Here is a 22892-nt window from a genome sequence, read left to right on the forward strand (position 1 = left end):
GAGAAATCGGGACAATTTCAGGAAAGCGCGGTCGTCGAATTCGCGCAATAGTGTGATGTAAAAATCTCGAAGCTGGCGGAGAATTGTTATATTCCGTTACAGATCGGTCACTGAGAATCGCGTGCGGTTCCGTTCCCGATCGCCTGAGCGCATGAGCAGCAATCCGTTCGGCGCAGCGGCTGCGCGGCGTGGTCCGATCGACTAGCCTCGATGTTCGTGCCCGCCTATGTGTCATCGCCCGAGTTGACATTCGGCTTCATGTTCGCCCTGGAAGACCCTGAGCGAATCGCGGAGGTCGTGCGTGACCTCATCGTCCGCAAGACCATCTCGGTCTTCCGCCTTGCCCGTCTGTCCGACGACGACGGACCGCCGGAGCGGTACGTGGTGAACTGGGCTGTCATTCCGCAGATTTCGATCACGACCGCCGCCCCGGACCAGGACGAACTACGGGCCAGTCACACCATGCTGGTGAACGCCTTCCTCAGCGAGGAGGGCGAGGTCAGTTTGTATTCGGCGCAGGGGAGCGGACCGGTCTGACCACGGATCGCGTCCGCCGCCCGAGACTGGGAACGGTGGTTCGGCCGTACCATCCAGGCCGCGCGACCTCATTGCTATCCAGCTCCCACGGATCGAGTCCCCGTGCGACGCATCCCGGATCGTTGGCGTGTCGGTATCAGAAGGTGCCATTCCCGGTAGTCCCATAAGCGACAATCAGGACATCCGCACTGGTTGCAGCTTGCAGCGGAGCACCCGGAAGGAACTCGATCATGGAACCCGAGAAGCCTGTCCCGCCCAACCCGATTCGCGTTCGAGGAGATCTCGACCCCGCGCTGTCGCGCTGGATGTGGCTGGTCAAGTGGCTATTGGCCATCCCGCACTATATTGCGCTTTTCTTCCTGCATCTCGCCTACCTGGTGCTGACGATCATCGCCTTCTTCGCGATCCTGATCACCGGCAAGTATCCGCGGGCGCTGTTCGATTTCAATGTCGGTGTCATGCGCTGGGGCTGGCGGGTCACCTTCTACTCCCTGTCGGTGCTCGGCACCGACAAGTACCCGCCGTTCAGCCTGCAGCCGAACGAGGAGTACCCGGCCGATTTGGAGATCGATTATCCGGAGACGCTGCACCGAGGTCTGGTGTTGGTGAAATGGTGGCTGCTGGCCATCCCGCACTATGTGATCGTCGCCGCGATGGTCAGCGGAGGCGTCGCCGTCGGGATGGGCGATTCCGACGACTGGGGCGGTGGTGGCTCGATTCCGCTGCTCAGCATCCTGCTGATCGTCGCGCTGATCGCGTTGCTGTTCACGGCGCGCTACCCGCAGGGCGTGTTCGACTTCGTGCTGGGTATCAACCGCTGGCTCATCCGGGTCCAGGCCTATGCGAGCCTGATGCGTGACGAGTACCCGCCCTTCCGTCTCGATCAGGGCGCACGCGAAACACAGTGAACATCGATAATTCTGTCCCTCCGACCGAATCCGCCCGCTGAATCAGCGGGCGGATTCGTATATCCGCCGGACCACGTCCTCGATCTCAGGTTCTTCGATCGACAGATCCCGCACTTCGGCTCGATCCGACACGGCGGCGAGCAGTTGTGCGGCCGTGATCTTCTCCGGATCGAAGGCCAGCCGCTGCCGCATACCGTTGCCCTCGCTGGCCATCAGTTGAGCCGAGGGGAGGTCGTCGATGTCCGGCGTCGGCTCGGCCAAATCGACCACCAGTACTCGCTTCGCGCCGACAGTGGTCGCCAATCCGGTCAACGACCCGTCGTACACCAGACGGCCGTGGTCGACGACGAGCACGCGGCCGCACAGCCTTTCGATATCGCCCATGTCGTGCGTGGTGAGCAGCAGGGTGGTTCCGCGATCGGCGCGCTCGGCCCGGAGGAACTCGCGCAATCGCTGTTTGGACAATACGTCCAGGCCGATGGTCGGCTCGTCGAGAATCACGAGTTCGGGTGAATGCAGCAGCGCCGCGGCTACTTCCGCACGCATGCGTTGACCGAGCGACAGCTGGCGCACGGGCGTGTCGAGCGTTTCCGCCATTTCCAGCTGCTCGACCAGCTCGTGCGTGCGCTTGCGTGCGCTGTCCGGCTCTAGTCGGTGGATCGCGGCGAGGATCGAAAACGACTCGCGCAGCGGCAGATCCCACCACAGCTGGGACCGCTGGCCGAACACCACTCCGATCCGCCCGGCAAGTTCCCGACGCTGGCGCACCGGGTCCAGCCCGCAGGTGCGGACGGTGCCGGACGTGGGCACCAGGATGCCGGTGAGCATCTTGATGGTGGTGGACTTGCCCGCGCCATTGGCGCCGATGTAGCCGACGGCGGCGCCCCGCTCGATCCGAAAGGTCATCCCGTCGACCGCCGTGAGCGTCTCGCGGCGTCGTCGCCAGCGACGCCCGTTTTTGCGGTAGAGGGTGAATTGCCTGGTCAGCTCGTTCATATCGACAATCGCGTCCGGTCGCGTCATGCTCATCCGCCGCCTCCTTGGTAGTGCCGTGTACCAAGCCGCCAGAGGTACAGCGCGAGAAGCCACACCCACAGTGTCGCGAGCGGAATCAGCCAGGCGAGCCAGGCGGGAAGCAAGGGCGGACCGGGCAGTCGAAGTAGCGCGAGGGTGGGCAAGTAGGCGGTGAACGCGACGGGGATGGCGAATCCGAACAGCAGTCTCATCGGCGTGGGGAACACCGACGCGGGCTGAGTGGCGGCGAACGAGCCGCCGTAGGTGAAGCTGTTGGTGAGCTCGGAACCGTCGATCAGAAAGAATTGGAGTCCGGCGGCGCAGACGAACACGCCGCCGAACAGCGCGACACCGCCGGACATCGTCAGTGTGAGCAGTGCGGTCGTCTTCAGTCCCCAGTCGATGTCGTTGCGCACCAAGGCAATCCCCAGCACGCCGATCGCGACCGCGGCCCTGGCGAATCTGCGCAGCGAGATGTCGCTGGTGATCAATTGCAGCAGTAGTGGTTGCGGCCGGAGGTGATAGGCATCGAGTTGTCCCATTCTGATTAGCGCAGGCAAGGTGTCCAGGTGTCCGAACAAAACCTGGGACAGCGCGAAACTGGAGTGACTCAGTCCGAACAGCAGCAGCGCCGCATCCAAGTCCAGGCCGCCCAACACGCGCGCGGTGCGGAAGACGAGCCAGACTTCCGCGAACTCGATGAGGCCCATCACGATTGCGCTGAAAACCTCGCTCGCGAAGGACAGTCGATAGCTGCGCTGGGCGCGTATCCGAGAGCGCAGCACCGCCACATAGGGTGTCGACCACGACCCTGCGCGGGACGGCCAGACCTCAACCACCCTGCACCTCCAGCCTGCGACGTCCAGCGACCAGCAGCACCCGACCGGCCGACCCGATCACCAACACCCAGAACACCTGGACCCCGACGACCGCAAAGGCTTCCGCTCCGGTGATCCGGCCCGAGATCAGGTCTACCGGGGACTGCAGGATCGACGGAAACGGGGTGGCGTCCGCGATCGCGCGCAGCCAAGACGGAAACATGTGCACCGGCACGAAAAGCCCGGCGAGGAAAGTTCCCGCTGCGTAGTACAGCTGGCGGATACCGCGGGTCTCGACGACCCAAAATCCGATCAGCGCCACGGCGAACCGGCACAGGAACGAGATCGCCACGGCCAGTAGCACACTTACCGCGCCGAGCAGATACGGGACGGGCGTTCCCGGCATCGCCAGCCCGAACGTGAGCGCGCCGACAAGCACGCTCGGCACTCCGCGTGGCAGGAAAGTGCACACAGCTCGTCCGAGATCATCGGCGAGGTAGCCGAATTGGATGTCGACCGGGCGCAGGAAATCGACCGCGATGTCGCCGTTGCGCACTCGATCGTCCAGCTGGCCTAGCGGCCCCATGAACTGCACCGCACCGAGAAGCCCTTGCGAGAGCCACACGTAGGCGCCGATGGTGCCCTGGTCGTAGCCGCCGAAGTCGCCCGTGGCTTCTACCGCGGCGACCAGCACCGCCGCGCGTACGAACCCGAACACACAGTTGGTGAACAACCCGGCGAACATCGCCAGCTTGTACTGTGACTGTTTGCGGAATCCGGCGCCGACCAGATACGCGTAGACAGCGACCGAAGCAGGAAGTCGTTTTACGATGGCACGCTGTCCGTCCCCCTCCGGTATGCCGCGCACAAACATTCGAGCTTACTGAACGCTGGCTGTGTGTGAAAGTGCTTTCACATTTCTTTGCGAAATGGTGCGGGCGTGGCTCGGTGTGCGGTGTGACCATCGAGGACGCGCCGCCAGCGGCGAGGGCCGGCCAGGACGCAATGAATCGTGGATCACTCATGGAGACTTCGGATTCGGCCGAAGAGGTGGTCGAACTGATGTCGCTGTGGTGATGGTTGGTTGGTCGCTGGTCGTTTCGGTGGGGGTGGTGTGGTCAGGTAGTTGTTGTGGGTGGTGGTCAGCCGGGGATGGCGGGGGCGGCGACTTGGGAGGTGGGGGCGGTGATGGGTGGTGGTGCGGTGGGGGTGGATTGGTTCATGTCGATGGTGGGTGGGGCGGTGGGGTGGGTGTCGGTCGGTGCGGTGGTGGCGTCGACGCCGGTGGGGTGGAAGAAGCCTTGGAAGGCGCCGTAGGGGCCGTGGTTGTCGTCGACGGGGTTGTGGGGGTCGAGGGGGACGAGTTGACCGTTGGTGATGTAGTGCAGTCCGTCGTCGGTGACTACCGCGATCGCGGATCGGTTCTCCCATTGCACGATGTCGCCGGTGCGCAGGCTCGCGCTGTCGATCGTCGTCCAGGTGTGGCCGGAGGTCGATTCGCCGAGTGTGCCGGCGTAGGCGGCGCGGGCGTCGCTGCCGTTGGGGTTGTTGAACTCTCGGTTGACCGCCTCGGCCCCCGCGGCGGAAACCTTTTGGGTGGCTCCGTTCGGCAGTCGCATGTCCACCATGGCACCGGACCCGCCGATCGGTGGGGGTGCGGTCGCGGCGGGGTCGGCGGTGGCTGTCTGCTGGGCGGCTGTGGCGACGGTCGCCTGCTGCTGCGCGGTGGCCTGCTCCTGCTGCTTGTGCCGGTCCTCTTGTTCCTGGGCCTCTTGCTCACGCTCCCGCTGGGAACGTTCTTGGTCTTTCTGCTGAGCCTGCTGCATCATCTGCGACATCATCTGCATCATCATCATCGGCATCATCATGCCCATCATCGAATTGGAGCCATTGCTCGCGGCGGGCGCGCCTGCGCTTGTGGCGGAGGCGGGGGTCGCGCCTCCGTCGCCCCCGGTCAGGCTGTTCCTCAGCTGGTCGAATAGCGAAGAAGGGTCCCCTGGGGTGCCCGAGGTATCGGTCACGCCGTCGGTCACGCCATTAGTCAGGCCATCGGTCAGGCCATCTGTCAGTCCGTCGGTCAGGCCGGCGTTCGTGAGATCACCGAACACGTCGCTGTAGTCCTGTGCGGGTGTTTCGGGGGTTGGGGGCGGCGTTCCCCCGGTATCGCCCAGCCCGGCCTGATACCCGGCGTCGTATCCGGACTTGTACTCGGGCGAATCCTTGTCGACTTCTCTCTCGTTTTCCTCGTTGGTCTGCTTTGCGTCGTCGACGATCTTGTCGACGGCCTCCACGGTCTTGTCGATCGCCGTGAAGAGTTCGTCCTCCAGGTCCGGAAGAATTTGCTTGTAGGTATGATATCCCATCTCTCCCACGGACTTGGTTTGTACGTCTTTCACGGCATCGATCGCACGCAGCTGTTCGTCGAGTTCATCGATCTTGGCAATTATCGATTTGAACGATTCGCTGTTTTTCTGGTCGGTAGAGACGGCGATCGACCGGATCTTCTCGTCCAGGTCTTTGAAGTGGTTCTTGACCTGAGTGTCTGCGTTGAGATACGAATTGTGGGAGTCAGTGGTCGACGATTTATTGTCCTTGTCGAGCAATCCCTCGTTCTGCAGCCAGTCCGCGACATCTTTGGCCAGTGAGGCCTTTCCCTTGCCGAAGCAGTCCACCTGCAGTTGTAGACACTTCTGCGCTTCGTTGATCGCGATGCGCAACGGCTCCGACTCCGCCGGCGGGTGGTACAGCAGCACCAGCTCCACATGCTTGGGCGGGGCTTCGGGAAGGATGGTCCTCAACACCTTGCCGGTGTCGCGATCGATGACCTTGATACTGCCATCCACCCCGAGCTTGACATCGTTGCTCGGGTCCGTCAGTAGATCCGCGACGTCGGCGCCGGCGTACCCCCACAGCTTATTACCGTCTTTGTCGGTGAGAATCAGCTGTTTGTCCGCGTCCAGCGTCAGCGTGTAATCACCGTTGGTGATCGAACTACGCGACTTTCCCTCTTCGACCTCTTTGGAGTCTGGTAGGGCCAGCTTCTCCCCAGGCTCCAGCCGGTCATCGCGACGATCATCGACAGGCGGCAGTTTTTCTTCGGCGGTGGGTTCTTTCTTTTCGTCCTTGGGGGGTGGCGGATCGAACCCCTCGACCTTTTCGCTCGAGATATGCGAAGTAGATGACTTGGAGACATCCGAATGTTCTGTCAGATCGGGGCCACCGCTGTACGGATGTAGATTACCCTTCGGATCGATGACATTTCGTTCGTTATAGTTTATTGCCTGATAGTCACCATTTCCTTTGCAGTAATAGGGCTGCATATCCCCGTTGCCGTTTTTAAGGTAGTAGTATCCCTCCTCCTCTGGAGTGTCGGTTTTGATGAGCTTCCACTCGCCATTGATGTACTGATAGAAATACATGGCGCCCCTCAGCTCCGCGTACTGTTATCGGTCGGACGCTCCGAAGTCGGAGTAGAACCGACTGGCAGCGCAACATATATCCGGTCGGACGGAATGGCCGGGCGGTCGGGTGCATCCATGACGCCAGTCACCGTCGCAACCTGAATCTGGTTCATCTCCGACACCACCGCAGGAGCATCCGCGAACACCGGGTGCTTCACAGCCTGCTCATGTACGTTCGCCGCATCCTGCCATTGCTGCAGGCCTGGTTTGCTGTTCGTGTGGTCGTGTTGGTCGGCCATCGCGTTGCCGGCGCATTCCTGAGCCCCGTGGTAGCGCACCATTGCTCGCTCCACCGGCGTGGCGGTCGGGCCGTAGCTGGCGCGGAAGTTCTTCAGCCAGTTCTTCGGTTGCCGTGCCCAGGCCCGGGTCCGCTCCGCGGCCGCGTCGTGGCCGTCGGCCAGGCGGCGGAGCGCGTGGGGATCCATGTCCAGACGGTCCGGCATATGTCAGACGATCCTTTCTCCGTGGCGCCAGATATTCATTGTCCGTACTTCCCATCCGTGGGACGCTGAAGCTGAGGGACGACTCGACGTCCGGCACGGGCCGGTTCGTGTCCGATTCGGCGCGGCCTCGATGCACTTCTCTGTCAGCCGAACTCCACGGGGAGCCGGTATCGGGAACGAAATCACCACGGCCGGCGACGCACTCATCAGGCCGAGCAGGTAAGGGCCGCTGCGCAGGCATTGCCAGCCCGGACGTGCGCGCGCCGATCAGTACACTCGGCACTCCGCGCCGGTAGGAAGGTGCATGCTGCTCGTCCGAGATTGTCGACGAGTCAGCCGAATTGGATGCCGATCGGCCGCAGGGTATCGACCGCGATGTCGCCGTTGCGCATCCGATCGTCCAGTTGCCTGGGCGGCCCCATGAATCGCACCGCATCGAGCAGCCCCTGCGAGAACCAGACGTAGGCCGATGTTGCCCTGGTCGTAGCCGCCGAAATCGCTCGTGGGATCCGCTGAGGCGACCAGGATCGAATGCCGCTGTGGTGATGGTTGGTTGGTCGCTGGTCGTTTCGGTGGGGGTGGTGTGGTCAGGTAGTTGTTGTGGGTGGTGGTCAGCCGGGGATGGCGGGGGCGGCGACTTGGGAGGTGGGGGCGGTGATGGGTGGTGGTGCGGTGGGGGTGGATTGGTTCATGTCGATGGTGGGTGGGGCGGTGGGGTGGGTGTCGGTCGGTGCGGTGGTGGCGTCGACGCCGGTGGGGTGGAAGAAGCCTTGGAAGGCGCCGTAGGGGCCGTGGTTGTCGTCGACGGGGTTGTGGGGGTCGAGGGGGACGAGTTGACCGTTGGTGATGTAGTGCAGTCCGTCGTCGGTGACTACCGCGATCGCGGATCGGTTCTCCCATTGCACGATGTCGCCGGTGCGCAGGCTCGCGCTGTCGATCGTCGTCCAGGTGTGGCCGGAGGTCGATTCGCCGAGTGTGCCGGCGTAGGCGGCGCGGGCGTCGCTGCCGTTGGGGTTGTTGAACTCTCGGTTGACCGCCTCGGCCACCGCGGCGGAAACCTTTTGGGTGGCTCCGTTCGGCAGTCGCATGTCCACCATGGCACCGGACCCGCCGATCGGTGGGGGTGCGGTCGCGGCGGGGTCGGCGGTGGCTGTCTGCTGGGCGGCTGTGGCGACGGTCGCCTGCTGCTGCGCGGTGGCCTGCTCCTGCTGCTTGTGCCGGTCCTCTTGTTCCTGGGCCTCTTGCTCACGCTCCCGCTGGGAACGTTCTTGGTCTTTCTGCTGAGCCTGCTGCATCATCTGCGACATCATCTGCATCATCATCATCGGCATCATCATGCCCATCATCGAATTGGAGCCAGCGACCCCAGCGGCCGCGCCTACCCCTGCACCTGCGGCGGCGGCAGGTACCGCCCCCCCGGTCAAGCTGTCCCTCAACTGGTCGAACAGCGAAGAACCATCCCCCGTGGTACCTGAGGCGTCGGTCAAGCCATTAGTCAGCCCATCGGTCAGCCCATCGGTCAGGCCGGCGTTCATGAGATCACCGAACACGTCGCTGTAGTCGGTCTGGGCGACGAAATCTTCGGTGGTCGCCAGCGGCGGCTGACCTCCGGCATCGCCCAGCCCGGCCTGATACCCGTCCTCGTATCCGGACTTGTACTCGGGCGAATTCTCGTCGACTTCTCTCTCGTTTTCCTCGTTGGCCTGCTGCGCGTCGTCGACGATCTTATCGACGTCCTCCACGGTCTTGTCGATCGCCGTGAAGAGTTCTTCCTCCAGGTCCGGCAGAATTTGCTGGTAGGTATGAGATCCCATCGTTCCCACGGACTTGTTTTGTACGTCTTTCAGGGCATCGATCGCACGCAGCTGTTCGTCGAGTTCATCGATCGCGGCCATTATGGAATTGACGCCGTCGATTGTTTGCTCTTCGGTAGAGACGGCGATCGACCGGATCTTCTCGTCCAGGTCTTTGAAGTGGTTCTTGACCTGAGTGTCTGCGTTGAGATAAGAATTGTGGGAGTCGGTGGTCGACGATTCATTGTCCTTGTCGAGCAATCCCTCGTTCTGCAGCCAGTCCGCGACATCCTCGGCCAGTGAGGCCTTCCCCTTGCCGAAGCAGTCCACCTGCAGCTGCAGACACTTCTGCGCTTCGTTGATCGCGATGCGCAACGGCTCCGACTCCGCCGGCGGGTGGTACAGCAGCACCAGCTCCACATGCTTGGTGTCGTCCGCTTCGCGGATGACCCTCAGCACCTCGCCGGTCTCGCGATTGATGACCTTGATACTGCCATCCACCCCGAGCTTGACATCGTTGTTCGGGTCCGACAACAGATCCGCGACGTCGGCTCCGGAATAACCCCAAAGCTGATATTCTTTGTCGCCATCTTTGAGGGTGAGGATCAGCTCGTTATCGGAGTTCAGCGACAGCGTGTAGTCGTCGTTGGTGATCGAACTGCGCGCCTTGCCGTCCGCGACCTCTGGGGAATCTTCCGAGGCCAGCTTCTCCCCGGGCTCCAGCCGGTCACCACGGCGATCTTCAACAGCTGGAAGCTCGTCTTCAACGGCCGACGGCTGGTCTGGCTCCGCCGCACCCAGCGGCGGCTCATCCAGCGGTTTATCAGAGTTTAGATTAAGCTGCTGGCCGTCCCACTGTGTCTCATATTTCTCGCCATCGCTGTTGACGATATATTCAAGATCACGGAGGCTGTCTTCTGATTCGACGACATTGCCATCTGGGTCATGCAGGGTAACGCTGACAACCGGGAGAGCCCCATGATTCGTGGTAGGGTCGCCGTCGTACGTGGTCTCGTAGTAATAGCCCGAATCGGGAGGGGAGTCCAGCTCTTCAGGTTCCGAACCGTCATCTTTATACTGCCAATATTTTTTAAATGACATGCATCCCCCTCGGTGGGTGGGAGTCGATGCAGCAATTGCCGCTGCCTCGGTCGCGGTACCGCGACCGATCGACCGAATTGCTTTCCATTACGTGCAGCGCCACCATGCTCTGGCGATCTGAATACTCACAATTTTATCCAGCATCGACCAATTATCGACACCAGGCAAGTCGGAAAGATACCTTTTACGCTTACTTGAGGCGTATCTCCGTGAGATTCTTTACGCTTAGTTGAGACTTGCTCCGCAAAGATCCGAGAGAACTCCTGATCGAGTTCACGGTCGAGCATCGAATTCGGCGAGTTACGAATTACAGTCCGATGCCGCGGACGCCGACAGAGCAGCCGGGCCGGAGTCGACGGGTCCTTCTTTGCCTTCGGCGGCCACTGCCTGTTCGCCGTGCGAAACGACGAGATGTTCGATCACGCACGCCAGCACGCCGTCACGAACACCGCCGACGTCTCGGTCCGTCTTGCGCGGCAGGAGACGCTCATGATCGACCAGGCCTGAAATCGAACGAACTACGTCGACCGAGGTATCGGATGCGGCACAGTCGGCGGCACGGCACGTTCATTCGATTCCGCTGTAACCTGTTGCACGGCAAGAGGCCGTTCATACCGGCGGCTTTCCGGCGCCGCCACCACCGCCCGAACATCCGCGAACGCCGGATGTTTCACCACCTGCTCGTGGGCGTACACCTCGTCCCGCAACTGCTGCCAGCCTGGTTTGCCGTCCAGCAGCAGGACCAGTTCGTTGCAGCGGCGCTGGAAGGCGAGGGCACGCAAGGCATCCGCGCTGGCCTCGACGCGCAGACCACCGAGGCCGACGCGGGCCACATCGAGGCGGCGGGTCAGCAGGCTCGCGGCGAGCCAATCATCGGCATCGCGCAGCTCGTTCCACCACTGCCGTGGAACCTCCTGCCTGGCTTGCAGACGCGCCAGGATCCGGTCACGCCATCGCGCCGCTTCGTCTGCCTCCGGCGGAATGGGCCCCGTGCGGCCGAGGCGCACGTGCGCGTCAGCGGCTAGTTCCAGACAGCGGTCCCGCCGCTGCGTATCGGGCACCGAGGCAACGTGTTCCAGGGCATCGACGGATCCGGTCAGCCCCAGCCGGTCGGCCGTATCGGCGGTAGGTACCCGCAGGTCGAGGTCGTGGGCGGGACCTACCATGCCCTCGGTGGCGGCGTTGCCGAGCTGGGCGCGCAGTCCAGGATCGATCGGTCCGGACGACACCAGTGCGGTGAGCGCGGCACCGGCCTTCGGTCCCCACACCCGGCCGAACTCCACCAGCACCCGGGCGGGATCGGCGATACCCTCCCAGGCGGTGGATGGGCTGCCGGTGCCGTCGTCGAGCAGCTCATCCCAGAGCCACGGGCTGGACACCTCGCGAGGCAAGAACACGCCCGCCGGCAGCCACCCGCGGCCCTCGTTGGTGGTGATGAACAGTCCCGCGCCGGACGGGCCGCGTAGTACCGCCACTGCCCACGCCACACCGGCCACCACCGACTCCGTCGCCCCCAATACAGCGGCCAGCAGGGTGCGGGCGATCAGCAGATCGTCGTTCACCGGTTCGCCGACTACATACGCGGGGTCGGCGGCGCGTTTCCGGGCCGCCACCGCCGCTGAGAACGGGGGAATCGCAGGGCTGGATCGTGCTCCGCCACCGGGCGGGGATGGCGCCGATGGCCCGCCACCGGGGCCGGATGGCCCACCATAAGGGCCGGATGGCCCGCTACCGGGGCCGGATGGCCCACCACCCGGTGACGCCACTGCTTCTCCGGTCGGTACCGCGGCCGGGCCAGGCAGGACATCGCGAGTCGGTCCCGGCGCGGTGAGTGGGGGAGCAGTGGTACCGACCGGTCCTGATACCGGCGGAACCGAGAGGCCGGGACTGGGCGGCGCAAAGGGGTCGCCCGGTCCGGTTGGCGGACCACCGGCAATTATCGGGTTCCCTCCCGGAGGGCCGCTCGGGCCTGGTGGAGGACCGCTCGGGTTCGGTGGCGGTGCGGCAGGGCCCGGCGGTGGCGGTGCGTCCGGGCTGGGTTCGGATATCGGGGTCCGTCTGTCGGGGCCACCCGGATCCACTATCGACTCGCGGATCCGCCGGGAGTTTTCGTCGTCGGCCCGCTCGAACGAGTCGGCGGCCTCACGCAAGTTCCGTGCCGCGCGGTCGTGTTGGTCGGCCATCGCGTTGCCGGCGCGTTCCCGAGCCCCGTAGTAGCGCACCATTGCCCGCTCCACCGGCGTGGCGATCGGGCCGTAGCTGGCGCGGAAGTTCTTCAGCCAGTCCTTCGGTTGCCGTGCCCAGGCCCGGGTCCGCTCCGCGGCCGCGTCGTGGCCGTCGGCCAGGCGGCGGAGCACGTTGGGATCCATGTCCAGACGGTCCGGCATATGTCAGACGACCCTTCCTCCGTGGCGCCAGATATTCATTGTCCTTACTTCCCATCCGTGGGACGCTGAACGTGAGGTCGGCTCGACGTCTCGACACGGGCCGGGTTCGTGTCCCGATCCGACGTCTGCGCCGCCTGATGCCATTCCGTTGCCGCCCGATCTGCCCATGGCCGCTGAAACCACTGCCGTTTCGGCGTTTCCGCAAATGAATCGGTCACTTGCGAACATCCATCGTGTTTTCTGGGCGGCCCACTACCGTGACGGCGCCACCTCCAGCACCGAAAGGGATGGTCGCACGGACGCATTCGTGTATCTGTGCGCGGGCCACAACAAAGCCTGATAGCCACGAACGCGAACCGTCCCCCATGATTTGTTGTGCCACCGCGACTCGATCGCGAAAGTCGCCAGCTCGGCGGGATCATCGAATTCGCTCCCCATGCGGAGATTCCACCGGGCAAGGTTCTCGGTGGGCCCCTTCGATTCACTGACCAAGGTGTGTCAGAGCTGTGCGCGCTCACTCGCGCGCGAGTCGACGTCAGGCCGCCATGCGTTGAAATACCGGCTGGCCGTGGTGGCTCCCAGCGTGGTCGATGCAGTGCGCTTCGCCGGAGGTTGGTTGTTCGATCGGGTACTAGCCGGATGGGATGCGACCGTCCTGGTCCACAACCCGGCGGATGCCTTGCCGCTGCGGATTCTCGGGGCGAACGAGCTGGAGCTGGCGCTTGGCTCGCCCACCAATGATGGGCGACCGGACGCGATCGCCTTGGCCGGGGCGCTGGTCGCAACGGACGATCGTATCCAGTGCGGTGTGCTCGAGGCTCTCGATCGCGGTCTCGCAGAGGTCATGCTGTGGGACGCGGCGTCGCTCAGTGCTTATGCGGTCAGCTGCTTGCGAGGTCCGGGCGCACGGGTTCGGGCCGCGGCCACGGTTGTCCGCGCCGATGCTCGATATCGCGATTGAAGCGCCGCAGGTATCCGGCGAAGGCGGCGACGTCTTCGGGCGCCCAGTCTTGCATGATGTCGTCGAGGCCGGTGACTTTGGTGGCGCGTTCGGTGTCGAACCGTCGCCGACCCTTCGTGGTGATGCGGAATTTGCGGGCCATGCCGCCATCGGGGTCGGGAATGCGTTCGACGAGCCCGGCACGTAGCAAGGCGGTGGTCTGGCGGTTGATGGTCGAGCTGTTCAGGCCGAACGCGTCGCAGAGCTGTCCGATGGACATCGGGCCCTCCATGCTGAGCCTGCTGAGCAGCAGGTATGCGCTGCGTTCGAGCAGGCCGGTCTCCTGGGGATACTGCGGGTTGATCGTGTAGCGGCCGAGCAGCATGGCCTCGAACTCGACCTGGTCTGTGGGCTTGTCCATGCTGTCCTTTCGTCGACCTGTGCGCCTCGCATCGCAGACGAGTGTCGGTATACCACAGGGGAAATGTGTCACAGCCGGTTTGTGCATCATACACATTGTATGCATACTGCATGTCAAGTGCATTATGCACGTCTGAATGACATGCGATCTTCTGGAGGTTGGTGTGGACAAGCCTGAATCCGCCCGAGCGGGCGGAATCGTGGGAGTGCTGGCGTTTGCCGGCATCACCGCGGCGATCATGCAGACGGTGGTGATACCGCTGATCGCGCAGTTTCCGCAGTTGCTGCACACGACGGCGTCGAACGCGTCGTGGGTGGTGACGTCGACGTTGCTGGTGGCGGCGGTGGCCACGCCGGTGGCCGGGCGGCTCGGCGACCTGTATGGCAAGCGTCGCGTTCTGCTGTTGTCGACAGTGCCGCTGATCGCCGGCTCGGTGGTCTGTGCGGTGTCGTCCTCGGTACTGCCGATGATCGTCGGCCGCGGCCTGCAGGGCATGGGTGTCGGCATCGTGCCGATCGGGATCAGCCTGATGCGCGATGTGCTCCCCGCCGAACGGCTGGGAGCGGCGGTGGCGCTGCTGAGCGCATCGCTGGGCATCGGCGCGGCCTTCGGGCTGCCGGTCTCTTCGGCGGTCGCCGAGTATTCGAACTGGCGAGTGCTGTTCTGGGCCTCCGCTGTCTTGTGCGCGCTTATCGCCGTGGCGATTTGGGTTGTGGTGCCGGACTCGCCGATCAAGGCCAGCGGCAGTTTCGACATCGTCGGCGCGCTGGGGCTGGGCGCTGGGCTGGTGTGCCTGTTGTTGGCGGTGTCCAAGGGCGCCGCTTTGGGCTGGGGAAGTGGCACGATTCTGGCTTTGTTCGCGGCGGCGATCGTGCTGCTGCTGGTCTGGGGCTGGTGGGAACTGCGCATCGCCGACCCCCTTGTCGATCTGCGGGTGACCGCGCAGCCTCCTGTGTTGCTGACCAACGCGGCCTCCCTGGTCGTCGGCGTCGCGATGTACGCGGCGATGCTGACCGTGCCGCAGCTGCTGCAGGCGCCGACGGTCACCGGATACGGCCTGGGGCAGTCGATGATGGCGATGGGTTTGTGGATGGCTCCGTCGGGCCTGATGATGATGGTGATTTCCCCGATGGGCGCCCGCCTGTCGGCGGTGCGCGGCCCGAAGGTCACCTTGATCGCGGGTGGGTTGGTGATCGCGCTGGGTTACGGCGCCTCGACCGTGCTGATGGGCTCGACCTGGGGTCTGCTGATCTCGCTCTGCCTCATCAACAGTGGTGTCGGCCTGGCCTACGGCGCGATGCCCGCCCTGATCATGGCCGCGGTGCCGCTGTCGGAGACGGCGTCCGCCAACAGCTTCAACACCTTGATGCGCTCGGTGGGTACCTCGTTCTCGGCTGCTGTGATCGGCGTCGTGCTCGCGCAGATGAGCATGACCGTGGGCGGGCACAGCATCCCCACCGAGGACGGCTTCCGTACCAGTTTGTTCCTCGGCTGTGGTGTCGCACTGGTCGCCGCGGCTGTCGCCGCGACCATCCCCGTCCGGCGAGCAGTCTCCGCGGGGCCTTCTGAAGATGCCGAAAAGCTTGTGGCAGAGCATGTCTGATATTCCATCCGGAGAAAGTCAGCTGACCGTGCCAACGATGAAGTCCGTACAGACCGGTGCTGTGGGCAAGGTCGAGGTGGTGGATATCGAACGGCCCGTACCCGGGCCGAGGGATGCGCTGGTGCGCATCCGGGCGTGTGGAATCTGCGGCACCGACGTGACATTCATCCACATGGGTGGCATGCCGGCGGCGTGGAGCAAAGCCGCTGCGCGGACCGAGGGGCTGGCCCCGGATCAGATGGTGCCGGTGGTACTCGGCCACGAACCGGCGGGCGAGATTGTGGCGGTAGGTGCCGAGGTCTCCGGGCTGAAGATCGGCGATCACGTGGTGGTCAACCCGCAAGGTGCGCCGTCGGGGATCATCGGCTGCGGCGGCCCGCTGGGTGGTATGAACGAATACCTCCTCATCGCGGACGCCATTGTCGGCAAGAGTGTTGCTGTGGTACCGGATTCGGTACCGTTCGAGGTCGCCGCGATGAACGAGCCGATGGCGGTGGCGCGGCATTGCGTGAACCGCTCGGAGGCCGGGCCGTCCGACAAGGTAGTGGTGTTCGGTGCCGGTCCGATCGGTCTGGGCGCGACAATCTGGCTGAAGCTGCGCGGCGTGCAGCATGTGATCGTGGCCGATGTGATCCCATCGCGGTTGGAGACCGCGCTGGCGGTCGGGGCGGACGCGGTGATCGACTCCTCGACAGAGGATGTGGTAGCTCGGCTGACCGAACTGCACGGCGAGGGCCGCAACGCACTCGGCGCGCCGCGTCCCGACACCGACATCTACATCGACGCCGCCGGTGTTCCCGTCGTCGTGAACACCGCACTGCGGAATGGCAAATGGGGCGCCAAGCTCGTGATGGTGGCGGTGCACAAGAAGCCGGAGCCGATCGACATCGGTGCGATGCTGCGCAGCGAGATGAGCATCATCGCCTCGCAGGGATACTCCACCGAGATCTTCGAGGTGACCCCCGAGATCGCCGAGCACGCCGAGCGTTTCGCCCGGCTGATCAGCCATAGGATTCCGTTCTCGGAGGTCGAGCATGCCTTCGAACTCACCCTGACTCCGGGCGCGGCGGAGAAGGTGGTCGTCACCTTCGACGACTAGCACGCGCAGCCCGTTCGATCATCGAACGAGTGATGCGTCGCCGCGAGTCCGACGAGCACGACTCGGGGCGATACGTAGTACCGAGCCGCTATTCGCGCTTCCTCGAGTGTGCAGTTGCGGCACATCCGATTATCACGACACTTCCACAAGCGCCGCGAGTTCCGCGACTGATGCCCGGGCAACGCGGTAGAACTGGTCACACTGTCAGGGGCCAGCGCGGCAGCGGAGCTTCGTGCTCACGGGTCGTCGCTGGCAGTCGTTGATATTGGCGTGATGTTGACGACCTCCCTATGAGTTGATGTCGCCGACACGCCGACTGCACGTCGCTGCGCGATAAATCGCCGCCTCCATGTGTGATTGTTGTCGCCAGGTTATCGCAGGGGTTGTCCAATCAGCCGGGATGTTCGATGTGAGGGGTTTTTCCGTGCCATCACTGATGCATTGCGTGCGTGGGGGTCCAGTACGTCGTTGGCTATTGCTGGTAATTGCTGCCGGGACCGTCATCACACTGGCGGTTTGGGGAGGGGTCGCGTCGGCCGCGCAGCCCCCGGTGGGGTTGGGGACCGCGACACCCTTCGCGGTGTTGGCGGGCACCACGGTCACCAACACCGGTCCTACGATCATTTCCGGGGACCTCGGGGTCAGCCCGGGGAGCGCGGTAACCGGCTTTCCGCCAGGAACGGTGATCAATGGAACGCAGCACGTCGCTGATGCTGTTGCGTTGCAAGCACAAAACGATCTGACGACCGCGTACAACGATGCGGCGGGCCGGACGCCAGCCATCGGGGTGCCGGCGGATCTCGGCGGGCTAACCCTAGTTGCGGGTGTATACAACACCGCGGGTCCAATGGGTCTGACCGGAACGGTCACCCTGGACGCGCAGGGCGATCCCAACGCGGTGTGGATCTTCCAGGCCGGGTCGACGTTGATCACCGCGTCGAACAGCACGGTCGCCCTCATCAACGGAGCTTCGCCGTGCAACGTGTTTTGGCAGGTGGGTAGCTCAGCGACATTGGGTACCAACACCACCTTCGTCGGAACGATCATGGCGTTGACTTCGATATCGGTGCAGACCGGAACCACCGTGAACGGGCGCGTGTTGGCCCGCAATGGCCAGGTCAGCCTGGATACCAACGTCATCACGCGGCCGAACTGCGTCATCCCGCCGACCTCGACGACTACTCCGCCGCCGACCACGACCACGACAGGCCCGCCGCCCACCTCGACCACGACAGGCCTCCCCACGACGACCGTCGTTTCGCCGCCGGTAGGGGTCCCCGTTCTTCCTCTCCCGATTCCTATCCCGATTCCGATTCCGATTCCTGGTGGACCCGGCGGGCCTGGTGGTCCGGGTGGGATTGGTCCTGGAGGGGTTGGCCCTGGTGGGGTCGGTCCTGGTGGTCCCGGTTATTGGGGTGGCCCCGGTGGGCCAGGTGATTGGGGTGGTCCTGGTGGTCCTGGTGGGGGTGGACCTGGTGGCCCTGGTGGGGGTGGACCTGGTGGCCCTGGTGAGGGTGGACCTGGTGGCCCTGGTGAGGGTGGACCTGGTGGCCCTGGTGAGGGTGGACCCGGTGGCCCTGGTGAGGGTGGACCCGGTGGCCCTGGTGAGGGTGGTCCAGGTGACAAGGGCGAAGGTGGCCCTGGTGGGGATGGCTACATCATTCCGAAGGGTCATCCGGAAACCGGTGGGGGAGGAACTGCTCCCCCTCCCCGTGGCAGCGCGGTTCTTCTGCCCCTGGTGGGTCTGCCCCTGGCCGGGTCCGGTGTTGCGGTTGGTAGAGGTGCCCGGCTGCGCACGCGGCAGCGAGGGTTGACTTCGGCCCCGGGACAAGCGAGTTCGGATCTGGAGGCACCATGAAGAGAGAGCGACGAAGGAAAAAGTGGTGGGCGCTCGCCGCTGTTCTGCTGCTCACTGTCATGGGACTGTTTGTGCTGATCTCACGTGGCCAGCAGGATTCGGGTTCGCCGGAAGCCGCATCGCCGCCGGTCTCCGGACCAGCTACGCCGTCTGGTGCCGCGGGTCCGGAGCCCGAATTCCCGGTACCGGTGGCGCTGCGTATCCCCTCCATCGGAGTGGACACCTCACTCGTCACGCTCGGACTCAATCCCGACGAAACCGTCGAGGTACCCACCGATTTCCAGAAGCCAGGGTGGTACAAGTTCGGGCCTTCGCCCGGCCAGCCGGGTTCGGCGGTGATCCTGGGTCACGCCGATTCCTTCGACGGTCCGGCCGTGTTCCACCGGCTTCCGTCTCTGGAAGCAGGCGCTGAGATCGAGGTGAGCTTGAGTGACGGCCGGACAGTACGTTTCGCCGTCACCAAGGTCGAGACGTACCCGAAGACGGAATTCCCGGCCCAAGAAGTGTATGGATCGCATGGCCACAGCGCATTGCAGTTGGTCACCTGCGGCGGTGAATTCGACCATGAGACCCGAAGCTACCAATCCAACATCGTGGCCTATACCTCGCTGACCGAAACCGACCCAGCCGCTGCCGTCGGCGCCCCATAAAGCAAGCACAATGCATTGGCCAACAGCGGTAGTGGGCGGTCTGTCGACGCCGAGGATATATCGGATCTCATGGCGGGATTGCCGATGCCGTTGACGAACACGGAGCCTCGGGGTTCCTAGTCGTTTGTTCGACTCAGCCGTCGAGTTCACTCGTTGAACGCCTGGCAGCGATCGAGGTCAGGCGAGGAATGCCGACCCGCTACTGGGACCATCCAATCCTGCAAGGGTGGCTCGATACACCCGCAGGCTGGGGCGTTGCGCAGCGGTACATGCCGAAGACCGCCGCCGAGCCGCATGTTGACGCGACAGAATCTCCGAACAAGTGGGTCCTGTCAGCCCGCCGACAGGGATCAATGCTGATATGTCGACGTCATTTGGTGTCCGATGGCGGGCGGAACCTGAGGGTTCTCCGAGTTCCTGCAAGGTTGGTTCGTCCGGGATCAAATCCATTAATCGATCCGTCTAACCACGGTCACTAGCTCTTAAGGTGTGCTGACTCGCAAGCCTTGAATCTGATCGCCAAGACGGGCGCGACGGTGCGCGTCACGTGCATGTTCGTCCGCCACAGATGCCCCATACCTGCCGATCATCTGTCGTGAACGCCAGCCTGCCAGCATCATCAAATCCTGTTCCTGGCCACCAATCGCCAGCCAGTTGTGCGCGAAGAAATGTCGGAACTGATGCGGATGAAGATGGTCGAGGCCAGCGGAAGTGGCTCGACGTTCGATCATCTGTTGAATGCCTGACGCGGTCATCCGGCCTTGCTGGCCTAGCCACAACGCGGGGTTGTCATTCACTGCCCAACGGTGGCTAGCGCGGGCGCGGAGATAGCGACGCAACGCAGTTCTCGTCTTGTCACTGAACGGCAGGGTACGTGGCCGGCGCCCCTTGCCAAGGACCAGCACGGTGTTCTCGGTGAATTCGATTGCATCGATGTCGAGCGGTGCGAGTTCGCCGATGCGAGGCCCGGAATCAGCAAGCAGACGGATGATCGCTGTGCCGCGGCGGCTCTCAAAGTTGGTCCCCTCGCACTCGGCAAGCAACTTCCGAAGTGTGTCGAGCTTGGGTACCGGAATCGGTTTCTCTGGGACGATTGGAGGGGTCATCCTGTAGAAGGGGTCTGCGGCCAGGATGTCCTCCGCGACCAGGTACTTGCAGAACTGCTGAAGGCTGCGGTATTGCCGGTGAGCGTACTCAGGAGTTATTGGCCTGCCGCTGCGTCGGTTGGTGCGGGTGAGGGTGTCTTCGATGTAGGCGCCGAGGTTCTCCCGGGTGAGTTGCTCTGCCGTTGTCGGAAGCTCCCGCGAGTTGAGGAACTCGCTGAAGTACCGGATGTCGCGGCAGTAGGTGTGGATCGTTCCCCGCGGACTTGTTGTGCTGCCGCAACTCGCTCGCGAAGTCCTCAGCTAGCTCGGCCGGATCCTCGAAATCGCTCCCCATGCAGGAAGTCTACGTTTGAGCATTGTGCTAGGTGGGTAATACCCCTGTGGCCCGATGTTTGTGCAGGTCACAGGGGTGCTGCGCCCCCGGCAGGAATCGAACCTGCGACCTAGGGATTAGAAGGCCCTTGCTCTATCCAACTGAGCTACGGAGGCAGCGGGTTCCACCATGGCCGACGATGGCCGTTCTGTCCAGCGCCGCAATCATAACGATCGTCCAGGTCGCTGGGTTCTCAGCGTCAGGAACGTTCCACCCATCCAACGACAGTACTCGGTGCGCCCGGTGATCCGCGCCCAGAATTATCGGCCGAAACCCGACCGGGCCATGGATGTATTGCCGAACTACGCTCAGTCGTATGTCGTCAGCTCAGGCCCCGTCGGTCACTCCTGAATCCGGGGTCGCTCGGTCCGGGGCTATGTTCGCGACGGTGACCGCGCTGGCCGGTGCGATCGCGGCAGTGGTCGCGGCGCTGGTGGTCGGGCTGTCGGCAGCGCAGGCGCTCAGTCTGCTCGGCATCCCCGACCCGGGCTCGCTGACCACTTACGGACTGCCCGCGGTGCGGGCGCTCGCCGATCTGTCGGCGGCGCTGACTGTCGGCTCGCTGCTGTTCGCGGCGTTCCTCGTCCCACCACAGCCCAACGGTCTGCTCGATGTCGGCGGGTACCGCGCGGTGCGTCGGGCGTCGAATTTCGCGATGGTCTGGGCGTCCTGCGCGGCACTGCTCGTGCCGCTGACTGTGTCGGATACCACAGGGCAGCCGGTCGGCGACAACCTGTGGCCGGAAGAACTGTGGCGTGCGATCGGCCAGATCGCGCTGGCGGGCGCTTGGCGCACAACGGTGGTTTTCGCGCTGATCGTCGCGGTCGGATGCAGGCTGGCGTTGCGCTGGGGCTGGACGCCGGTGCTGTTCGGGGCGTCGATCATCACGATGATGCCGTTGGCGTTGACCGGACACTCCTCCTCGGGCGGTTCGCACGATGTCGCCACCAACAGCCTGATCCTGCACCTGGTTTCGTCCGCCATCTGGGTCGGCGGTCTGTTCGCGGTGCTGGCGCACGCGCTGCGTGGCGGCGGGGGCACCGATCTTGCCGCCCGCCGCTTCTCGCTGACCGCGACGATTGCGTTCGTCGTGATAGGGGTCAGCGGCGTGATCAACTCCTGGGTGCGGGTGCCGCTGGACGAGCTGTTCACCACGACTTATGGCCGGTTGGTACTGGCCAAGGCCGTGGCACTGATGCTGCTCGGTGCGTTCGGCTACCTGCAGCGACGCGCCGCGCTACCCGCGCTCGCGGCGGACCCCGGCGATCGAGCGGCGCTCGTCCGCTTCGCCGGTGTCGAGGTGCTGATTTTCGCGGCGACCATGGGCCTCGCGGTCGGGCTCGGCCGCACTCCGCCGCCGCCGCCGGAGACGGTCCCGACACCGTCCGAAGTCGAACTCGGCTACGACCTGCTCGGGCCTCCGACACTCGCGCGGTTGCTGTTCGACTGGCGCTTCGATCTGATTTTCGGAACGCTGTCGATCGTGCTTGCTGTGCTGTATGTCCTGGGCGTACGGCGGCTGCGTGCGCGTGGGGACGCATGGCCGGTCGGGCGTACCGTCGCTTGGCTGTCTGGCTGCGTGGTGCTGCTGGTGGCGACCTCGTCCGGAGTCGGCCGGTATGCGCCCGCGATGTTCAGCGTGCATATGGGGGCGCACATGGCGCTGTCGATGCTGGCGCCGATCCTCTTCGCGCTGGGCGGCGCGGTGACGCTGGCGCTGCGGGCGCTACCGCCGGCCGGCCGCGGCGGTGCTCCAGGACCGCGGGAATGGCTTGTGGCCGCGGTGCACAATCCGGTGTCGCGCTTCCTGACCCACCCGATCGTGGCGGCGGTGATCTTCGTCGGCGGTTTCTACGCGCTGTACCTGGGCGGCATCTTCGATTCGTTCGCGGACTCGCATGCGGCGCACCTGATGATGAACGTGCACTTTCTGCTCAGCGGCTACCTGTTCTACTGGGTGGTGATCGGCATCGACCCCAAGCCTCGGCAGGTGCAACCGCTCACCAAGCTCGGCATGGTGTTCGGATCGCTGCCGTTCCACGCGTTCTTCGGCATCGCGCTGATGAGCATGACCACGGTGCTCGGCGGCTGGTTCTATCGCGGCCTCGGGATCGGCTGGAACGCCGACCTGCTCGGCGACCAGCGCACCGGCGGCGGCCTGGCCTGGGCCAGCGGAGAGGTGCCGCTGGTGGTGGTGATGCTCGCCCTGCTGATCCAATGGTCCCGCAGCGATCAGCGGCTGGCACAGCGGACCGATCGGGCCGCCGAACGCGACCACGACGCCGCCCTCGCCGCGCACAACGCGATGTTCGCCGAACTGGCCAAGCGAGATGGAGAACTGCGTCAGTGAATGAATGCGCCAGCACGGTCTCTCAGCACA

Annotated in this window: 17 protein-coding genes, 1 tRNA gene and 1 pseudogene; 9 read left to right on the plus strand and 10 right to left on the minus strand. The window is 64.2% G+C overall.

Going from position 1 to position 22892, the window contains the following annotated elements; all coding sequences use genetic code 11:
- Window positions 1-210 precede the first annotated feature (210 nt).
- Both AB0H00_RS19240 and AB0H00_RS19245 read left to right on the plus strand, forming a co-directional pair.
- The gene (locus AB0H00_RS19240; protein WP_357267870.1) at window positions 211-537 is read left to right on the plus strand and encodes a hypothetical protein; all 327 of its coding nucleotides are present in this window, start codon (window positions 211-213) and stop codon (window positions 535-537) included.
- Window positions 538-767: 230 nt separating this feature from the next.
- Window positions 768-1445: a DUF4389 domain-containing protein gene (locus tag AB0H00_RS19245; protein ID WP_357267871.1), complete on the plus strand. Its 678-nt coding sequence runs from the start codon at window positions 768-770 to the stop codon at window positions 1443-1445.
- Between the two features lie 42 nt (window positions 1446-1487).
- Here the strand turns inward: AB0H00_RS19245 and AB0H00_RS19250 are convergent, their stop codons facing one another.
- From AB0H00_RS19250 to AB0H00_RS19280, 7 genes are all read right to left on the minus strand, one after another.
- A complete protein-coding gene (locus tag AB0H00_RS19250) occupies window positions 1488-2474 on the minus strand; it encodes an ATP-binding cassette domain-containing protein (RefSeq protein WP_357267873.1) in 987 nt (328 codons plus the stop codon).
- Window positions 2471-3298, minus strand: coding sequence for an ABC-2 family transporter protein (locus AB0H00_RS19255; RefSeq protein ID WP_357267875.1), 828 nt, complete (start codon window positions 3296-3298; stop codon window positions 2471-2473). The genes AB0H00_RS19250 and AB0H00_RS19255 overlap by 4 nt, the downstream gene beginning before the upstream one ends.
- Window positions 3291-4151, minus strand: coding sequence for an ABC-2 family transporter protein (locus AB0H00_RS19260; RefSeq protein ID WP_357267876.1), 861 nt, complete (start codon window positions 4149-4151; stop codon window positions 3291-3293). The genes AB0H00_RS19255 and AB0H00_RS19260 overlap by 8 nt, the downstream gene beginning before the upstream one ends.
- Window positions 4152-4419: 268 nt before the next feature.
- Entirely contained in the window at window positions 4420-6696 is a 2277-nt protein-coding gene (locus AB0H00_RS19265; protein ID WP_357267877.1) for a hypothetical protein, read from the minus strand.
- Window positions 6697-6704: 8 nt separating this feature from the next.
- Window positions 6705-7181, minus strand: a complete 477-nt coding sequence (locus tag AB0H00_RS19270) for a type VII secretion target (RefSeq protein WP_357267878.1) — start codon at window positions 7179-7181, stop codon at window positions 6705-6707.
- Between the two features lie 611 nt (window positions 7182-7792).
- Window positions 7793-10075 carry a hypothetical protein gene (locus AB0H00_RS19275; protein ID WP_357267879.1) on the minus strand — a complete coding sequence of 761 codons (2283 nt, stop codon included), beginning with the start codon at window positions 10073-10075 and terminating at the stop codon, window positions 7793-7795.
- Between the two features lie 518 nt (window positions 10076-10593).
- A complete protein-coding gene (locus tag AB0H00_RS19280; protein ID WP_357267881.1) occupies window positions 10594-12462 on the minus strand; it encodes a type VII secretion target in 1869 nt (622 codons plus the stop codon).
- A 466-nt stretch (window positions 12463-12928) separates the two neighbouring features.
- Between AB0H00_RS19280 and AB0H00_RS19285 the strand changes: the two genes are divergently transcribed.
- Entirely contained in the window at window positions 12929-13423 is a 495-nt protein-coding gene (locus AB0H00_RS19285) for a hypothetical protein (RefSeq protein WP_357267883.1), read from the plus strand.
- Here AB0H00_RS19285 and AB0H00_RS19290 read toward each other — a convergent pair.
- Window positions 13344-13823, minus strand: coding sequence for a MarR family transcriptional regulator (locus AB0H00_RS19290; RefSeq protein WP_357267885.1), 480 nt, complete (start codon window positions 13821-13823; stop codon window positions 13344-13346). The genes AB0H00_RS19285 and AB0H00_RS19290 overlap by 80 nt on opposite strands.
- A gap of 163 nt (window positions 13824-13986) precedes the next feature.
- Here AB0H00_RS19290 and AB0H00_RS19295 point away from each other — a divergent pair, with 163 nt between their 5' ends.
- The 5 genes and pseudogenes from AB0H00_RS19295 to AB0H00_RS19315 all read left to right on the plus strand — a co-directional run bounded on the left by AB0H00_RS19295 (window position 13987) and on the right by AB0H00_RS19315 (window position 19033).
- Complete coding sequence (locus AB0H00_RS19295) at window positions 13987-15426, plus strand: MFS transporter (protein ID WP_357267887.1); 1440 nt, start codon at window positions 13987-13989, stop codon at window positions 15424-15426.
- A 37-nt stretch (window positions 15427-15463) separates the two neighbouring features.
- Complete coding sequence (locus AB0H00_RS19300) at window positions 15464-16525, plus strand: zinc-binding dehydrogenase (protein ID WP_357267889.1); 1062 nt, start codon at window positions 15464-15466, stop codon at window positions 16523-16525.
- Window positions 16526-16961: 436 nt separating this feature from the next.
- Window positions 16962-17609, plus strand: a pseudogene (locus AB0H00_RS19305) (ice-binding family protein); the annotation flags it as partial.
- Between the two features lie 268 nt (window positions 17610-17877).
- Complete coding sequence (locus tag AB0H00_RS19310; protein ID WP_357267922.1) at window positions 17878-18339, plus strand: hypothetical protein; 462 nt, start codon at window positions 17878-17880, stop codon at window positions 18337-18339.
- 40 nt (window positions 18340-18379) lie between these two features.
- A complete protein-coding gene (locus AB0H00_RS19315) occupies window positions 18380-19033 on the plus strand; it encodes a class F sortase (protein WP_357267891.1) in 654 nt (217 codons plus the stop codon).
- A 482-nt stretch (window positions 19034-19515) separates the two neighbouring features.
- Here AB0H00_RS19315 and AB0H00_RS19320 read toward each other — a convergent pair whose 3' ends face one another.
- Together AB0H00_RS19320 and AB0H00_RS19325 are read right to left on the minus strand one after the other, a co-directional pair.
- Window positions 19516-20139: a tyrosine-type recombinase/integrase gene (locus AB0H00_RS19320; RefSeq protein ID WP_357267892.1), complete on the minus strand. Its 624-nt coding sequence runs from the start codon at window positions 20137-20139 to the stop codon at window positions 19516-19518.
- Between the two features lie 415 nt (window positions 20140-20554).
- Window positions 20555-20628: transfer RNA gene (locus AB0H00_RS19325), tRNA-Arg, on the minus strand.
- 200 nt (window positions 20629-20828) lie between these two features.
- Between AB0H00_RS19325 and AB0H00_RS19330 the strand changes: the two genes are divergently transcribed.
- The gene (locus tag AB0H00_RS19330; protein WP_357267894.1) at window positions 20829-22862 is read left to right on the plus strand and encodes a cytochrome c oxidase assembly protein; all 2034 of its coding nucleotides are present in this window, start codon (window positions 20829-20831) and stop codon (window positions 22860-22862) included.
- Window positions 22863-22892: the final 30 nt, after the last annotated feature.

Source organism: Nocardia sp. NPDC023852 (genome assembly GCF_040639505.1).
Classification (GTDB): domain Bacteria; phylum Actinomycetota; class Actinomycetes; order Mycobacteriales; family Mycobacteriaceae; genus Nocardia.

Excerpts from the sequence above, each read along its gene's own strand:
- AB0H00_RS19240 (WP_357267870.1), top strand. The coding sequence starts at position 211 with ATGTTCGTGCCCGCCTATGTGTCATCGCCCGAGTTGACATTCGGCTTC.
- AB0H00_RS19245 (WP_357267871.1), top strand. The coding sequence starts at position 768 with ATGGAACCCGAGAAGCCTGTCCCGCCCAACCCGATTCGCGTTCGAGGA.
- AB0H00_RS19250 (WP_357267873.1), bottom strand. The coding sequence starts at position 2,474 with ATGAGCATGACGCGACCGGACGCGATTGTCGATATGAACGAGCTGACC.
- AB0H00_RS19260 (WP_357267876.1), bottom strand. The coding sequence starts at position 4,151 with ATGTTTGTGCGCGGCATACCGGAGGGGGACGGACAGCGTGCCATCGTA.
- AB0H00_RS19265 (WP_357267877.1), bottom strand. The coding sequence starts at position 6,696 with ATGTATTTCTATCAGTACATCAATGGCGAGTGGAAGCTCATCAAAACC.
- AB0H00_RS19270 (WP_357267878.1), bottom strand. The coding sequence starts at position 7,181 with ATGCCGGACCGTCTGGACATGGATCCCCACGCGCTCCGCCGCCTGGCC.
- AB0H00_RS19275 (WP_357267879.1), bottom strand. The coding sequence starts at position 10,075 with ATGTCATTTAAAAAATATTGGCAGTATAAAGATGACGGTTCGGAACCT.
- AB0H00_RS19280 (WP_357267881.1), bottom strand. The coding sequence starts at position 12,462 with ATGCCGGACCGTCTGGACATGGATCCCAACGTGCTCCGCCGCCTGGCC.
- AB0H00_RS19290 (WP_357267885.1), bottom strand. The coding sequence starts at position 13,823 with ATGGACAAGCCCACAGACCAGGTCGAGTTCGAGGCCATGCTGCTCGGC.
- AB0H00_RS19300 (WP_357267889.1), top strand. The coding sequence starts at position 15,464 with ATGAAGTCCGTACAGACCGGTGCTGTGGGCAAGGTCGAGGTGGTGGAT.
- AB0H00_RS19315 (WP_357267891.1), top strand. The coding sequence starts at position 18,380 with ATGAAGAGAGAGCGACGAAGGAAAAAGTGGTGGGCGCTCGCCGCTGTT.
- AB0H00_RS19320 (WP_357267892.1), bottom strand. The coding sequence starts at position 20,139 with ATGACCCCTCCAATCGTCCCAGAGAAACCGATTCCGGTACCCAAGCTC.
- AB0H00_RS19330 (WP_357267894.1), top strand. The coding sequence starts at position 20,829 with ATGTCGTCAGCTCAGGCCCCGTCGGTCACTCCTGAATCCGGGGTCGCT.